The following is a 14479-nucleotide window of genomic DNA, read 5'->3' on the forward strand; positions in this document are numbered from 1 at the left end:
AGCGGGTTTTATCCTGTAGAGAAATAGCTAATCATCCATCCCATCGAATTCACCCCGCTCCCGGAGCCGAACATGTCTCAGCCTTTTACCGCTATCGCCACCCTCATTGCCAAAGCCGGCCAGCAGGACGCCCTCGAACAGCACCTGCGTGCACTGCTGGAACCGAGCCGCGCCGAGGCCGGTTGCGGTCAATACGACTTGCACCAGGACCTTGCCAATCCTCATGCCTTCTACATGATCGAAAAGTGGAGCAGTGACGAAGCTCTGCAGGCGCATGACGCCAGCGCGCATATCCAGAATTTCCGCGCCAAGGCTGGAGACGTTCTCGAACACTTCGACCTCAAGCGCCTGCGCGCCATCGTTTGATCACGTCCTTCCTTATTACTTTTTTGGAGCTCCAATGAAAGCCATTGCCTACTACGCCTCCTTGCCAATCAGCGACTCAAACGCTCTGCAAGACATCGAACTGCCAGACCCGGTTGCCGGCCCGCGCGACCTGTTGGTGGAAGTCAAAGCCATCTCGGTCAACCCGGTGGACACCAAGGTTCGCCAAAACGTCCAGCCTGAAGCAGGCGCACCGAAAGTGCTGGGCTGGGACGTGGCCGGTGTGGTCAAGGCTGTCGGCAGTGAAGTCACGCTATTCAAGGCCGGCGACAACGTGTTCTACGCCGGCTCCATCGCTCGCGCAGGCGGCAACAGCGAACGGCACGTGGTAGATGAGCGGATCGTCGGCCATATGCCGAAAACCCTTGGTTTCGCCGAAGCCGCTGCGCTGCCGCTGACCGCTATCACCGCGTGGGAATTACTCTTCGAACGCCTGCAAGTGCGTGAAGGCAAAACCGATGAGGAACAGAGCCTGTTGATCGTCGGTGCCGCTGGCGGTGTGGGGTCGATCCTCACGCAACTGGCCAGCCAGCTCACCGGGCTGAAAGTCATCGGCACCGCGTCCCGCCCGCAAACCCAGAGCTGGGTTCGTGAGCGGGGTGCCGACCTGGTGATCGATCACAGCCAACCGTTGAGCGAAGAACTCAAACGCGCGGGTATCGATCAGGTGACTCACGTCGCCAGCCTGACCGAGACCGATCACCACCTCGATCAGTTGATCGAGGCACTGGCGCCGCAAGGCAAACTGGCACTTATCGATGATCCGAAAGCGCTGGACGTGACCAAGCTCAAGCACAAGAGCCTGTCGCTGCACTGGGAGTTCATGTACACCCGCTCGCTGTTCGAAACCGCGGACATGATCGAGCAGCACAAATTGCTTAACCGTATTGCCGGTCTGATCGACGCCGGGACGCTGAAAACCACGGTCGGCGAGCACTTCGGGACGATCAACGCGGCGAACCTGCGCCGTGCTCATGGACTGCTGGAAAGCGGCAAGTCCAAGGGCAAGATTGTGCTCGAAGGGTTCTGAAACTAACTGACACCGGGGTCGCCCAGATGGGCGACACCGTCAGTCAGAGAGTTGACCCTTGTCACAATTTCGATCGTATTGAGGTCTACAATCGAGGCCTCTGCGGCACACCCGTTTAAATGACATCTTTTACGAGAGGAGAGATCAGCAATGAAGATCCTGATAAAAGAATTGGCACAATCCCAGTGGCAAGTCCGTCTGGACCAACACGCCGTGACATTCCGCAGCGAAGCCGAAGCCCGCGCTTTCGCCCGTACCCTTGAAGCGCGACTACAAGCACCTCATCAAATTATTGACCGCCAGCAGCGTGCCGCTGGCTGAGTCCGTCCTCAGACCTGGGCTTGCACCAGCGCCCGGGCATTTTGCAGACGCCGGGTGAGCATCGCGACGCTCACCACCAGAATTCCGCACAGGCTGATGACCATGGCCATCGGCATGGCGCTGCCGTCGTGTAAAACACCTACCAGTGCTGCCGCCCCGGCGGCGACGCTGAATTGCAGGCAACCGAGCATCGCCGATGCACTACCCGCCCGCGCGCCCTGCCCATTCATGGCGCAGGCCGAGGCATTGGGCAAGATGCAACCCAGGCTGGCGATGCAGACAAACAGTGGAATCAGTAATGGCCATAGCTGCGCGGTGTGCAGCGAACTGACGGCCAGCAGCGCCAGACCGGCACCGAGGTAGATCCACACGGTGCGCGCCAGCAGAAACGCCGGGCCACGCTTGGCCAACAATCGCGCATTGAGTTGCGCGACCAGAATGAAACCCGCCGCATTGGTACCGAACAGCCAGCCAAAATGCTCGGCCGGTACGCCATACAGCTTGATGAAGACGAACGGTGAACCGGCGATGTAGGCAAACATCCCGGCGATGGCAATGCCCCCGGTCAAGGCGTGGCCGAGGAACACCGGATCCGACAACAGCCGACCGTACTGACGCAATGCCCCGGACAACGGTTGACGCGGCACATGGGCCGGCAGACTTTCCGGCAACCCGAGCGCCACGGCCAACCCTGCCAGGGCACTGAAACCGGTCAACACCAGAAAGATCGACTGCCAGCCTGTGGTGTTGACCAACAGCCCGCCCAGCATGGGCGCAAGAATCGGCGCCAGCCCCATCACCAGCATCAGCTGCGAAAAGACTTTCGCCGACGCCACCGCATCGCATTTATCACTGACAATCGCCCGTGCGATCACCATCCCTGCGCACCCACCCAACGCCTGGATAAACCGTGCGCCAATCAGCCATTCGAGGTTCGGTGCATAAGCACAGGCCAAGGAGGCCGCAGTGAACAAGCCGACACCGGTCAACAGGGGAATGCGTCGCCCGAAGCGATCCGCCACCGGGCCGTAAGCCAGTTGGCCGATGGACAAGCCGAGGAAATACGCGGCCAGGGTCACCTGAACGTGTTGTTCATCGGTGGCGAAGGCGAGCGCCATCGCCGGGAAGGCCGGTAGATAGAAATCGATCGCCAGCGGACCGAAGGCGCTCAAGACGCCAAGAATCAAAATGGTACGCAAGTTCATCAGGCATCCAGTTGGACAGGGGGCGGCAGCCCCACAGTCTAGCCGTGCATGGACGCTTTGAACATTCCGTTAGGTCGCTAACTATTAAAAATTTTCAGGCGACTTCCGCCTCGTACCCCTCTTCGGTGATCACCGCAATCACCTGATCCGCCGACAAAGCGCTCTCGACACCGACTTCTTTCGCCGCCAGATCGATACGCACGCTGGCCGCAGGATCCTTGGCTTGTAGCGCCTGGGTGATGGTTTTGACGCAGTGACCGCAGGACATGCCTTGAACGTTGAACACTTGCATGGGATGACTCCTTGAATAAGGTTGCGTGCAGTCTCGAGCTTGCCACGATAGCAAGGTCAAGTTCTGAAGTGAGCTGCCGGGCTGGCAATCAGCGCCGCGCTCGGCCAAGCTGCGTCCATCAATGACTCGACATCAGGAGATTCAGCCATGCGCTGGTCAGCTCTCAGCCTGTTTGGCTTTCTCAGCCTATTTGCCGCGACACCTTCTGTTCAAGCCGCCGGGGAGGACTATGGCGTACTGATCATTTCCCGCGAGCGCCTGGAAGTCGCGACCTCCTGCGAGATCGGCGTGTACATTCACGATCAGCTGTCGGCGCGGTTGTTCCAGGAACAAAGCACCTCGTTCAATCTGCCGCCGGGCAATGTGTCGTTGCGCCTGAAGCTGCTGCCGGGCCAGGCGCCGGGCTGCAACCCGGGCATGCTCGCACCGGGTTCGCAGAACATCACGCTCAAGGGCGGGGACGTGCTGAAGTTCCGGATTGCGATGACGCAGGAAGGGATGTACCTCAAGCCTGCGACCCTCGATTACTGATCGCCACACCGATCTTTGCGCTTGACCTTGCCCGCATGGCAAGGTTGATCCTGTTGTCATCTTCTACAGGGAGCGCGACCGATGTCCGAATCCACCACTTTCGATCTACCGATTGCCGGCATGACCTGCGCCAGTTGCGCCGGGCGTGTCGAGCGTGCCTTGAGCAACGTCATCGGCGCCTCTGCCGTCAGCGTCAACCTGGCCACCGAACAGGCCCGGGTTCAAGCGCCCAGCGACAGCCTGCCGGCCTTGATGGACGCCGTGCAGCAAGCGGGTTACAGCGTGCCGCAGCAGAGTCTGGAATTGAGCATCGACGGCATGACCTGCGCCTCCTGCGTCGGCCGGATCGAACGAGCGCTGGCCAAGGTGCCAGGGGTCAAAAGTGTCAGCGTCAACCTGGCCAACGAACGCGCCCACCTTGAGTTGCTCGGCCACATCGATCCGCAAACCCTGATCGGTGCAGTGACCAAGGCGGGCTACACCGCCAGTGTCTGGGAAGCTGAACACCCACAAACCGACCCTCAGCAACAGCGCCTGCACCGCGAGCGTTGGGCCTTGATCATGGCAATCGTCCTGGCCTCGCCGCTGGTGCTACCCATGCTGCTGCAACCGTTCGGCGTGCACTGGATGCTCCCGGCCTGGGTGCAATTCGCGCTGGCCACGCCGGTGCAATTCATCTTCGGTGCACGGTTTTATGTGGCCGCCTGGAAAGCCGTGCGCGCCGGCGCGGGCAACATGGATTTGCTGGTCGCGCTGGGCACCAGTGCCGGTTATGGCTTGAGTCTCTATGAATGGGCCACCGCCGCCGGGCGCATGCCGCACCTGTATTTCGAAGCCTCGGCGGTGGTGATTGCCTTGGTGTTGTTGGGCAAATACCTGGAAAGCCGCGCCAAACGCCAGACCGCCAGCGCCATTCGCGCCCTCGAAGCCTTGCGCCCGGAACGGGCGATTCAGGTGATCGACGGCCGCGAGCAGGATGTCGCCATCAGCGCCTTGCGCCTGAATGATCTGGTCATGGTCAAGCCCGGCGAACGCTTCCCGGTGGACGGTGAAGTGGTCGAAGGCCAGAGCCACGCCGATGAAGCGCTGATCAGCGGCGAAAGCTTGCCGGTACCCAAACAACCCGGCGACAAGGTCACCGGCGGCGCGATCAATGGCGAAGGCCGGCTCCTCGTTCGCACCCTGGCCTTGGGCGCGGAAACCGTGCTCGCCCGCATCATCCGCCTCGTCGAAGACGCTCAAGCGGCGAAGGCACCGATCCAGAAGCTGGTGGATAAAGTCAGTAAGGTGTTTGTCCCGACGGTTCTGCTGATCGCGCTGGCAACCCTGGTCGGTTGGTGGTTGTACGGCGCGCCGATAGAAACTGCGCTGATCAATGCCGTGGCGGTATTGGTGATCGCTTGCCCGTGCGCCCTGGGGTTGGCCACGCCGACCGCGATCATGGCCGGTACCGGCGTGGCGGCGCGCCACGGGATTCTGATCAAGGACGCCGAAGCGTTGGAGCGTGCCCATGAAGTCAGTGCGGTGGTGTTCGACAAGACCGGCACGCTGACGTCGGGCACTGCGCGCATCGCTCATTTGAGTGCGGTTGATGGTGATGAAGCGCCGCTGCTGCAAATGGCCGGCGCGCTGCAACGCGGCAGCGAACACCCGCTGGCCAAGGCTGTTCTGGATGCCTGCGCCGAGCGTGGATTGGACGTGGCCGATGTCACCGACAGTCAGTCGCTGACCGGGCGCGGCATTGCCGGCACGCTTGATGGTCGTCGCTTGGCTTTGGGCAATCGTCGTCTGCTCGAAGAAAACAGCTTAGGCGCCGGCTCACTGGCCGACTCCGCAAAAGCGTGGGAAACCGAAGGCCGAACCTTGTCCTGGCTGATCGAGCAAAGTCCCGGACTTCGGGTGCTGGGCCTGTTCGCTTTCGGCGACACCCTCAAGCCCGGTGCGCTGCAAGCGGTGCAGCAACTCACCGCACGTAACATCAGCAGCCACCTGCTGACCGGCGATAACCGTGGCAGCGCCAAAGTCGTCGCCGAAGCGCTGGGTATCACCGATGTTCACGCCGAAGTCCTGCCAGCCGACAAAGCCGCTACCGTCGCCGAACTGAAGAAAACCGGCGTGGTAGCAATGGTCGGCGACGGCATCAACGACGCACCCGCCCTGGCCGCCGCCGACATCGGTATCGCCATGGGCGGTGGCACCGACGTTGCGATGCACGCGGCCGGGATCACCCTGATGCGCGGCGACCCACGGCTGGTGCCGGCGGCGCTGGAGATCAGCCGCAAGACCTACGCGAAGATTCGTCAGAACCTGTTCTGGGCGTTCGTCTACAACCTGATCGGCATCCCGCTGGCAGCGTTCGGTTTCCTCAACCCGGTGCTGGCCGGTGCGGCCATGGCGTTGTCGAGCGTCAGCGTGGTGAGCAATGCGCTACTGTTGAAAACCTGGAAACCCAAGGATCTGGAGGACAACCGATGAACATCGGCCAAGCGGCCCGCCAAAGCGGCCTGAGCGCGAAGATGATTCGTTATTACGAATCCATCGGCTTGCTCAAGGCCGCCCATCGTACCGACAGCGGCTATCGGGTTTACGGCGACGACGACCTGCATACCCTGGCGTTCATCAAACGCTCCCGGGACCTGGGGTTCTCACTGGACGAGGTCGGCAAACTGCTGACCCTCTGGCAGGACCGCCAAAGAGCCAGTGCCGACGTGAAGACCCTGGCACGTCAGCACATCGACGCGCTGAACCAGAAAATCCGCGAACTCGGCCAACTGCGCGACACCCTGCAGGACCTGGTCGAACACTGCCACGGCGATCATCGTCCCGACTGCCCGATCCTCAAGGACCTGGAGTCGGGCTGTTACGCCCAACCCGCTCGCCCCTGATTGCCAGCCCCTTCACCACCAACAAGGCAGTGAGGGGAATCCCGTGGAACAACAGCACCACGGCACCCGGCGTCCACCACGAATAAAACGGCGCGGCGATCAGCATGCCGACGCCGAGCCCGGTCATTTGCAACACAGCAAACCGTAGAGCGTTTGTTGCTGAAACATCAGGATGAAGCTGCAGGACATCAGCAACACACCAAAGAAAATCGCCGCTCCAGGTTCACGTTATCCGAGTCTTTCAGTCGGCTGGGAATGCGTTCACCGATGCGTTTTCCGCTGCCCAGACCGCCAGCGGCGACCATGTTGAGGAAGGCAGATGGGCGGTGATGATCAGTTGGGCGTTGCGGGTGGCGTTCACATTCAGTCCTTGAGTGTGGGTAGCATCGCCGTTGTGGATTGTCTGGTCTGACCCCATCGCGGCTCCAAAAAAGACATTGACAAAAAACCCGGCCGAAGCCGGGTTTTTCATTAACCAATCACTGCATCCAAGGCGGAGGCGGTTCTTCGGTTTTGCCCGGTGGCGCATCATCTGCCGCGCGCACCGCTTGCTTGCGCTCTTCATCAAGGCGTGCCGCCTCGATCTCGCGCATGATCCCGCCAACATCGGCCAACTCTTCCGGCTCGTCGAACTCGCCGGTCAAAATGCTGGCCGGGTGCAAGGTGCCGGCTTCGAACAGGGCCCACATTTCCTTGGCGTACTTGGTCTTTTTCAACTCCGGCGCAAACCGCCCGAAGTAGGACGCCATGTTGCCCACATCCCGTTCCAGCATGCTGAACGCGTGGTTGTTGCCCGCCGCGTCGACCGCTTGCGGCAGGTCGATGATCACCGGGCCGGTCGGGGTCAGCAGTACGTTGAACTCCGACAGGTCACCGTGCACCAGACCGGTACACAACATCAGCACGATCTGCGAAATCAGGAACGCGTGATACTCGCGCGCCTGATCCGGTTCCAGCTCCACGTCGTTCAGACGCGGCGCGGCATCACCGTACTCGTCAGCCACCAGTTCCATCAGCAGCACGCCTTCAAGGAAGTCGTAAGGCTGAGGAACCCGAACGCCAGCACCGGCCAGACGGAACAACGCCGCCACTTCGGCATTCTGCCAGGCGTCTTCGGTTTCTTTCTTGCCAAACTTGGAGCCCTTGGCCATCGCACGAGCCTGACGGCTGTTGCGCACCTTGCGGCCTTCCTGATACTCGGCCGCCTGACGGAAACTGCGTTTATTCGCCTCCTTGTAGACCTTCGCGCAACGTAACTCGTTACCGCAGCGCACCACATAAACAGCTGCTTCTTTACCACTCATGAGTGGGCGCAGCACCTCGTCGACCAGACCGTCCTCGATCAGGGGTTCAATGCGTTTTGGAGTCTTCATCAGCTTTTATTGTGGGTCCTTTATTACCAAACACGCGAAAGTCATTCGTTATACGGCAATCCGCTCATTCGGGGGAGGGGTTGCCGACCTATGAACGTTCCTGTGACCGTCAACAAGCACACAATGTGCCGGATTAATCGGTCAACAATCACCGATCGTCATCGGCGCCACAGATCATAGCTGACCCTGCGTCACTTGTTGCTGAAGGGCTAAGCGGGTATTTGCGACAGAAGCTGACATCTCGATTCATACCCTTCGTAGGATTTTTCTCAACAGGCCTCAATTTCTGGCTCCGCCAGCCGAAGTCATCAATGACAAAGTGATTTGTCCGACAATCGTTCTGCCAATATCCGCGAGTCATTTGCACTGCGTGGGCCTACAAGAAAAATCTGGAGCGCGGATGAACATCAAACAGAAGTTGACCTGGGCGTTTGCAATCATCGCCTGCTTGCCGGTGGTGCTGGTCGCTACCCTGGTTGTGCTGAACTTGCGCAGTGATGCCAAGGACAGTTTCGTCGACGGCAGTGGCCGCGAAATTCGTCAGGTCAGCAACGCCATGCAACTGTTCTTTGACGGCATCAGCCAGAACGTGGATTACCTGGCGATCCAACCGTTGATCAAGAACTCCGACGACAGCCTCAAGACATATATGAGCGCCAACGCCGAGAGCATTCCTCAAGGTGAGATGGACAAGAAGGTCTTCGGCCTTCTTCAGGACCTGGGTAACAGTCACCCGTCCTACGCCTATGCCATCCTCGGCACTGCGGCGGGCGGTTATGTGTCCTGGCCGGACGATGCCAAGCTGAACAATTACGACCCGCGCCAGCGCCCGTGGTACAAGGCGGCCCAGGCCAAACCGGGCAAGCCGTTTCGCACTGAGGCCTATTATTGGGCCCAGGACGACGCGACGTACGTCAGTACCGTGCGCACCATCGACAACAAATTGGGCACCCATGGCGGCGTGGTCAGCATCGATGTGACGCTCAAGCAGCTCACTGAAATCGTCAAACAGATCAAGCTCGGTGAAACCGGCTACCTGATGCTGCTGGAAAACACCGGCACCGTGCTGGTCGATCCGAAGCAACCGGAACACAACTTTAAAGCGCTGAGCAGCCTCGGCGAGGGCTACGCGCAACTGGCCAAGGCTGGCAAAGGGCTGGTGGAAGTCGAGCTGAACGGCGAACGCTACATGGCCAACGTCTGGCCGTCGGAGCAACTGGGCTGGACCTTTATCGGCCTGATCAAGCAGACCGACGTGATGAGTTCGGCCACCCAACTGACCTGGCTGATCGCGATCATCGCCGCCGTACTGGCCGTGCTCTTCGCCATCGTCGGCGCCAGTTTCGCCAGCCTCATCGTGCGGCCGATCCGCAGCGTGGCCAGCGGCCTGGAAGGCATCGCCCAAGGTGAAGGCGACCTGACCAAGAACCTGCAGATCCGTGGCAGCGACGAAACCGCGCAACTGGCCAGCTGGTTCAACCAGTTTTTGGCGGCGATTCGCAACCTGATCCAGAGCATTGGCGGCGCCGCGACCAAGATCCTCGCCACCTCCAAGAGTTCGACCCAGGTCTCCAGCGACATGGCCGAAGCCGCCGGACGTCAGCGCGAAGCGGTGGACATGGTTTCCACGGCGTTCCACGAAATGGTCGCCACCGCCAACGAAGTCGCGCGCTCATGCAGCCAGGCGGCCGAATCGGCCGACAGCGGCCAGCGCCAGGCGCGTGAAGGTCAGCAGCAGATTGATGCAGCCGTGACCAGCGTTGATCGTTTGAGCCAGGAAATCGAACAGTCGGCCCAGTCGATGCAACAGCTTGAGCGCGACAGCAACGACATTCAGTCAATCCTGGGGACCATCCGCTCAATTGCCGAACAGACCAACCTGCTGGCGTTGAACGCCGCTATCGAAGCGGCGCGGGCCGGTGAACAGGGTCGTGGTTTTGCGGTGGTGGCCGATGAAGTTCGGGCGCTGGCCAAACGCACCGCCGATTCCACGGCGGAAATCGACGGTTTGCTGGGCAACCTCGCCAAACGTACAAGCCAGGTAACCCAGCAAATGCACGCCAGCCTGGAAGTGTCCCAGCAATCGGTGACGCGGATCGGTGAAGCGCGCAGCAGTTTTGGGCTGATTCGGGAATCGGTGGACGTGATTCGCGACATGAATACCCAGATCGCCACCGCGGCGGAAGAGCAGCATCAGGTGGCTGAGGACATCAATCGGCACATCAGCCAGATTCATGGTGATGCGCAGTTGGTGGCGGAACTGGCGAACTCGGCGCGGCTGGATTCGCAGAGTCTGGCGGGGTTGTCGAATGAGTTGGACGGGTTGGTCCGTCGGTTCAGAACCTGATCAGAGGCCACTTCTTGATCGTTCCCACGCTCCGCGCGGGAACGATCAGTGCCTGAATAGTTCACCGGGGGTGAACCCGAACAGGCTTTTGAACGCCGCAATAAACGCCGACGTCGAGTCATACCCGCAAGACAGCGCGGCATTCGTCACGCTGTCGCCCTGTGGATACTCAACCGGCAGCAAACAAAAACTCTTGATCAGCTCCCGGGCCAACGGTGTTACTTCCAGCACTCGGCGCGGGCGGCATCGATCTGGGCTCAACCCTGCTCGGCCTCTGCGCCATGTTGCTGTTGCCACTGGTACTCGGCCAATTGGTTCGGCCACTCCTGGGCACGGTCTTCGCCCGCAACAAGCGCTACGCCAACCGCAATCGGCAACTGGCCGAACAGCAAAGCGCCGTGATCCTCAACGCTCAATAATCGCCGTAACCCCCTGGCCACCGGCGGCGCAGATCGAGATCAACCCTCGCCCCTGCCCCGCCGCATCCAGCAACTTCGCCAGGCTCGCGACGATGCGTGCGCCAGTCGCGGCAAACGGATGCCCCGCCGCCAATGAACTGCCTTTGACGTTGAGGCGGCTGCGGTCAATGGCGCCCAGTGGCGCATCGAGGCCGAGGCGGGTTTTGCAATATTCCGGATCCTCCCACGCCTTCAACGTGCAGAGCACCTGCGCGGCGAAGGCTTCGTGGATTTCGTAGTAATCGAAGTCTTGCAACGTCAGGCCATTGCGCGCCAACAAACGCGGCACCGCATACACCGGCGCCATCAACAATCCTTCCGCACCGTTGACGAAATCCACCGCCGCCGTCTCGCCGTCACGCAAATAGGCAAGGATCGGCAGGCCACGCTCCTTGGCCCATTCTTCACTGCCCAGCAGCACCAGCGATGCGCCATCGGTGAGCGGCGTCGAGTTGCCCGCCGTCAGGGTGCCCTTGGCGCTGTTCTCGAACACCGGTTTGAGTGAGGCGAGTTGTTCCAGGGTCAGGTCCGGGCGCAGGTTGTTGTCGCGGGTCAGGCCGAGGAACGGCGTCATCAAATCGTTGTGCCAGCCTTCGGTGTAGGACGCGGTCAATTTCTGGTGACTTTCCAACGCCAGTTGGTCCTGTTCGTCGCGCGGGATGTTCCAGGCCTGGGCCATCAACTCGCAGTGCTCGCCCATCGACAGACCCGTGCGCGGTTCGCCGTTGCGTGGCAGATCCGGGATCAGGTGACGGGGGCGTAGCTGCAGGAAGGTTTTCAGTTTGTCGGCGGTGGTTTTGGCATGGTTGGCTTGCAGGAGGATTTTGCGCAAGCCTTCGTTGACGCCAATCGGCGCGTCGGAGGTGGTGTCGACGCCGCCGGCGATTGCGCATTCAATCTGGCCCCGCGCGATTTTATTCGCCACCAGCAACGTCGCTTCCAGACCGGTGCCGCACGCCTGCTGAATGTCGTAGGCCGGGGTGGTTGGCGACAGCCGCGAGCCGAGTACACATTCGCGGGTCAGGCACATGTCCCGGGAGTGCTTGAGCACCGCCCCCGCCGCCACCTCGCCCATGCGCAAACCGTGCAGGTTGTAGCGTTCGATCAGGCCTTCGAGCGCGGCGGTGAGCATCGCCTGATTACTGGCGGTGGTGTACGGCCCGTTGGAACGGGCGAAGGGGATACGGTTACCACCAATAATCGCAACGCGGCGCAGCTGAGTCATGAAAAGCTTCCTATTCTGTGAAGGCCATAACCCACAAGCGTAGGCCTAATCTCGTGGATCGAACGACTGATTGCCATTCATGGTCCACACTTTGAACCCCAGCTGCTGGAGCGCGTTCCATGTCTGACCGTTATATCGACTTCGCCAATTCGTCCATCGGCCATCGTTTGGTCGCCGCCCTGGGTCTGCCTTCACCGGTTCGGCTGGAGCGCTGGCAAGCAGGCCGGCTGCGCCCTGTTGAAGGGGCGCTGTTGATAGGCGGAGGCCCATTGACGGAGAAAGTCTGCACGTTTGCCAACCGCCTGACCGACGCGATTTACAGCTACGGCACCGAGCCTTCACTGGCCACCGCGTGGATTCCCGGCCACGGCCCCAAACTCAAAGCCGTGGTGTTCGACGCCAGCGACCTGGTGCAGACCGATCAACTCAAACAGCTGCGCGAGTTCTTCCAGCCGCTGATCAAAAACCTCGATCACAGCGCGCGCCTGGTGATTCTGGGGCGCGCGCCGCAGACCTTGAGCGACCCGTTCGCCGCCAGTGCCCAGCGAGCGCTGGAAGGCTTCAGCCGTTCGCTGGCCAAGGAGCTGCGCAGCGGCGGCACCTTGCAACTGATCTATGTCGGCGAAGGTGCGGAGGATCAACTGGAAGGTCCGCTGAGGTTTTTCCTCTCGCCCAAAAGTGCGTTCGTTTCCGGGCAAGTGATTCGCTTGAACGCCTGCGACACGCAGGTGACGGACTGGACTCGCCCATTGTCGGGTCGTAAGGCGCTGGTCACCGGCGCGGCACGCGGCATCGGCGCCTCCATCGCCGAAACCCTGGCCCGCGATGGGGCCGAAGTGATCCTGCTCGACGTAGCACCGGCCAAGACTGACCTCGACGCCCTCGCCGCACGCCTCGGCGGGCGCAGCATCACCCTGGACATTTGCGCCCAAGACGCCGCTGCACAGTTGATCGAGCAACTGCCCGACGGCATCGACATCGTGGTGCATAACGCCGGCATCACCCGGGATAAAACCCTGGCCAACATGACTCCGCAATTGTGGGACGCGGTGCTGGCGGTCAACCTCAATGCGCCGCAAGTGCTGACCAAGGCACTGCTCGACAGCGGCACCTTGCACGACAACGGCCGGGTGATCCTGCTGGCGTCCATCAGCGGCATCGCCGGCAATCGCGGGCAAACCAATTACGCAGCGAGCAAGGCAGGGCTGATCGGTCTGGCCCAGGCCTGGGCGCCGTTGCTGAATGAACGCGGCATCAGCATCAATGCGGTAGCACCCGGTTTCATCGAAACCCAGATGACAGCACATCTTCCGTTCGGCGTGCGTGAGGCCGGGCGGCGTATGAGTTCGCTGGGCCAGGGCGGTCTGCCGCAAGACGTCGCCGAAGCAGTGGCGTGGCTGGCTCAACCGGGTACTGGTGCGTTCACCGGGCAAGCCCTGCGCGTGTGCGGGCAAAGTGTTTTGGGGGCTTAGGCATGATCATCGACTGGCACATACTCAACCGCGAACCCAGCCTGTCGGGACTGTACGTGCGGGCCGCGACGCGACGCAAAATCACCGGCACCACCCTGCCCGATTCGGGTTTGCGCTGCTGGGTCAATGTCGATCCGAAGCGCCTGGCGGACTATCGCAAGGTCTGCGGTTTTACCGACAACGGTTTGTTGCCGCCCACCTATCCACACAGCCTGGCGTTCGCGTTGCAGATGCAATTGCTGACGGCCAAGGCGTTTCCATTTCCGCTGCTGGGGTTGATCCACCTGAGCAACCGCATTCGCCTCTTTCGCCCTATGGGCGGCGTGAATCGTGTGCGGGTCAGCGTGCAGGTGCAAAACCTTCAGCCCCATGAAAAAGGCGCGACGTTCGATCTGGTGACGACACTCGACGATCAACTGGGGGCGTTGTGGGAAGCTGAAAGCCAGATGTTGTGCCGCGGGGTCAAACTCGCCGGCGAATCCGTCGAAGAAGTGTTGGCATCGACGCTGGAAATGTCAGAAGTGGCCCATTGGAAAGCGCCGTCGGACATAGGGCGGCAGTACGCCAAAGTGTCCGGCGACTACAACCCGATTCACCTGAGTGCCGTCAGCGCCAGACTCTTCGGTTTCCCGACGGCCATCGCCCATGGGCTGTGGAACAAGGCGCGTACGCTGGCGGCGTTAAGTGAGCATCTGCCGGCGGCGAATGTCGAGATTGCGGTGCAATTTCGCAAACCGGTGCGATTGCCCAGTGAGGTGACATTACTGGCCAGTGCGGCGGGGGCCCGTGGGGATTTAAGGTTGGTGGGTGCAGGGGATCTGGAGCATATGGCCGGGCATTGGCGGCCGATTGCCTGAACCGATCGTTCCCACGCTCTGAACTGACCCCACAAAGCTGGACGATTTACATGTCTATGCCTAAGCGGCCTGAGTTCTGTATCCCACAGGGCTCAGGCC

The 14479-nt window shown here is 61.0% G+C and carries 13 protein-coding genes and 4 pseudogenes; 11 read left to right on the forward strand and 6 right to left on the reverse strand.

What is annotated here, in order from left to right; genetic code table 11:
- The first annotated feature begins 72 nt into the window (after window positions 1–72).
- The 3 genes from ACXPVS_RS26450 to ACXPVS_RS26460 all read left to right on the forward strand — a co-directional run bounded on the left by ACXPVS_RS26450 (window position 73) and on the right by ACXPVS_RS26460 (window position 1735).
- A complete protein-coding gene (locus ACXPVS_RS26450) occupies window positions 73–366 on the forward strand; it encodes a putative quinol monooxygenase (protein ID WP_458512531.1) in 294 nt (97 codons plus the stop codon).
- Window positions 367–400: 34 nt separating this feature from the next.
- Window positions 401–1414 carry a zinc-binding alcohol dehydrogenase family protein gene (locus ACXPVS_RS26455; protein WP_458512532.1) on the forward strand — a complete coding sequence of 338 codons (1014 nt, stop codon included), beginning with the start codon at window positions 401–403 and terminating at the stop codon, window positions 1412–1414.
- 150 nt (window positions 1415–1564) lie between these two features.
- Window positions 1565–1735, forward strand: a complete 171-nt coding sequence (locus tag ACXPVS_RS26460; protein ID WP_458512533.1) for a hypothetical protein — start codon at window positions 1565–1567, stop codon at window positions 1733–1735.
- An 8-nt stretch (window positions 1736–1743) separates the two neighbouring features.
- Here the strand turns inward: ACXPVS_RS26460 and ACXPVS_RS26465 are convergent, their stop codons facing one another.
- Both ACXPVS_RS26465 and ACXPVS_RS26470 read right to left on the reverse strand, forming a co-directional pair.
- Window positions 1744–2940 carry a multidrug effflux MFS transporter gene (locus ACXPVS_RS26465; RefSeq protein WP_458512534.1) on the reverse strand — a complete coding sequence of 399 codons (1197 nt, stop codon included), beginning with the start codon at window positions 2938–2940 and terminating at the stop codon, window positions 1744–1746.
- 94 nt (window positions 2941–3034) lie between these two features.
- Window positions 3035–3232, reverse strand: a complete 198-nt coding sequence (locus ACXPVS_RS26470; protein WP_458512535.1) for a heavy-metal-associated domain-containing protein — start codon at window positions 3230–3232, stop codon at window positions 3035–3037.
- Window positions 3233–3379: 147 nt separating this feature from the next.
- Between ACXPVS_RS26470 and ACXPVS_RS26475 the strand changes: the two genes are divergently transcribed.
- From ACXPVS_RS26475 to cueR, 3 genes are all read left to right on the forward strand, one after another.
- Window positions 3380–3763, forward strand: coding sequence for a hypothetical protein (locus ACXPVS_RS26475; RefSeq protein WP_458512536.1), 384 nt, complete (start codon window positions 3380–3382; stop codon window positions 3761–3763).
- 81 nt (window positions 3764–3844) lie between these two features.
- Window positions 3845–6238, forward strand: coding sequence for a heavy metal translocating P-type ATPase (locus ACXPVS_RS26480; protein ID WP_458512537.1), 2394 nt, complete (start codon window positions 3845–3847; stop codon window positions 6236–6238).
- Window positions 6235–6648 (forward strand): Cu(I)-responsive transcriptional regulator, encoded by a 414-nt coding sequence (cueR, locus tag ACXPVS_RS26485; RefSeq protein WP_458512538.1) that lies wholly within the window; start codon window positions 6235–6237, stop codon window positions 6646–6648. The genes ACXPVS_RS26480 and cueR overlap by 4 nt, the downstream gene beginning before the upstream one ends.
- On the opposite strand, the pseudogene ACXPVS_RS26490 reads toward cueR, so the two are convergent.
- Window positions 6602–7039, reverse strand: a pseudogene (locus ACXPVS_RS26490) (MFS transporter); the annotation flags it as partial. The gene cueR and the pseudogene ACXPVS_RS26490 sit on opposite strands and share 47 nt — an antisense overlap.
- 88 nt (window positions 7040–7127) lie before the next feature.
- Entirely contained in the window at window positions 7128–8021 is an 894-nt protein-coding gene (locus tag ACXPVS_RS26495; RefSeq protein WP_458512539.1) for a PA4780 family RIO1-like protein kinase, read from the reverse strand.
- Between the two features lie 400 nt (window positions 8022–8421).
- Between ACXPVS_RS26495 and ACXPVS_RS26500 the strand changes: the two are divergent.
- Both ACXPVS_RS26500 and ACXPVS_RS26505 read left to right on the forward strand, forming a co-directional pair.
- Window positions 8422–9510 (forward strand): annotated as a pseudogene (locus ACXPVS_RS26500) (cache domain-containing protein); the annotation flags it as partial.
- A gap of 129 nt (window positions 9511–9639) precedes the next feature.
- The gene (locus ACXPVS_RS26505) at window positions 9640–10368 is read left to right on the forward strand and encodes a methyl-accepting chemotaxis protein (protein ID WP_371917828.1); all 729 of its coding nucleotides are present in this window, start codon (window positions 9640–9642) and stop codon (window positions 10366–10368) included.
- A gap of 45 nt (window positions 10369–10413) precedes the next feature.
- Here ACXPVS_RS26505 and ACXPVS_RS26510 read toward each other — a convergent pair.
- Window positions 10414–10626 (reverse strand): annotated as a pseudogene (locus ACXPVS_RS26510) (helix-turn-helix domain-containing protein); the annotation flags it as partial.
- Here ACXPVS_RS26510 and ACXPVS_RS26515 point away from each other — a divergent pair.
- Window positions 10602–10733: pseudogene (locus ACXPVS_RS26515) on the forward strand (bile acid:sodium symporter); the annotation flags it as partial. The pseudogenes ACXPVS_RS26510 and ACXPVS_RS26515 overlap by 25 nt on opposite strands.
- A 40-nt stretch (window positions 10734–10773) precedes the next feature.
- On the opposite strand, the gene ACXPVS_RS26520 reads toward ACXPVS_RS26515, so the two are convergent.
- Entirely contained in the window at window positions 10774–12051 is a 1278-nt protein-coding gene (locus ACXPVS_RS26520) for an acetyl-CoA C-acetyltransferase (protein ID WP_458512540.1), read from the reverse strand.
- Between the two features lie 119 nt (window positions 12052–12170).
- On the opposite strand from ACXPVS_RS26520, the gene ACXPVS_RS26525 reads away from it, so the two are divergent.
- Window positions 12171–13523, forward strand: a complete 1353-nt coding sequence (locus ACXPVS_RS26525; protein ID WP_458512541.1) for a 3-oxoacyl-ACP reductase — start codon at window positions 12171–12173, stop codon at window positions 13521–13523.
- A gap of 2 nt (window positions 13524–13525) precedes the next feature.
- Entirely contained in the window at window positions 13526–14380 is an 855-nt protein-coding gene (locus tag ACXPVS_RS26530; protein WP_458512542.1) for a MaoC/PaaZ C-terminal domain-containing protein, read from the forward strand.
- The last annotated feature ends 99 nt before the right edge of the window (window positions 14381–14479 follow it).

The organism is Pseudomonas sp. Ma2-10 (assembly GCF_054330215.1).

Coding starts and splice junctions, on each gene's coding strand:
- ACXPVS_RS26525 (WP_458512541.1), top strand. CDS start 12,171: ATGTCTGACCGTTATATCGACTTCGCCAATTCGTCCATCGGCCATCGT.
- ACXPVS_RS26465 (WP_458512534.1), bottom strand. CDS start 2,940: ATGAACTTGCGTACCATTTTGATTCTTGGCGTCTTGAGCGCCTTCGGT.
- ACXPVS_RS26460 (WP_458512533.1), top strand. CDS start 1,565: ATGAAGATCCTGATAAAAGAATTGGCACAATCCCAGTGGCAAGTCCGT.
- ACXPVS_RS26455 (WP_458512532.1), top strand. CDS start 401: ATGAAAGCCATTGCCTACTACGCCTCCTTGCCAATCAGCGACTCAAAC.
- ACXPVS_RS26505 (WP_371917828.1), top strand. CDS start 9,640: ATGGTTTCCACGGCGTTCCACGAAATGGTCGCCACCGCCAACGAAGTC.
- ACXPVS_RS26480 (WP_458512537.1), top strand. CDS start 3,845: ATGTCCGAATCCACCACTTTCGATCTACCGATTGCCGGCATGACCTGC.
- ACXPVS_RS26530 (WP_458512542.1), top strand. CDS start 13,526: ATGATCATCGACTGGCACATACTCAACCGCGAACCCAGCCTGTCGGGA.
- ACXPVS_RS26470 (WP_458512535.1), bottom strand. CDS start 3,232: ATGCAAGTGTTCAACGTTCAAGGCATGTCCTGCGGTCACTGCGTCAAA.
- cueR (WP_458512538.1), top strand. CDS start 6,235: ATGAACATCGGCCAAGCGGCCCGCCAAAGCGGCCTGAGCGCGAAGATG.
- ACXPVS_RS26520 (WP_458512540.1), bottom strand. CDS start 12,051: ATGACTCAGCTGCGCCGCGTTGCGATTATTGGTGGTAACCGTATCCCC.
- ACXPVS_RS26495 (WP_458512539.1), bottom strand. CDS start 8,021: ATGAAGACTCCAAAACGCATTGAACCCCTGATCGAGGACGGTCTGGTC.
- ACXPVS_RS26475 (WP_458512536.1), top strand. CDS start 3,380: ATGCGCTGGTCAGCTCTCAGCCTGTTTGGCTTTCTCAGCCTATTTGCC.
- ACXPVS_RS26450 (WP_458512531.1), top strand. CDS start 73: ATGTCTCAGCCTTTTACCGCTATCGCCACCCTCATTGCCAAAGCCGGC.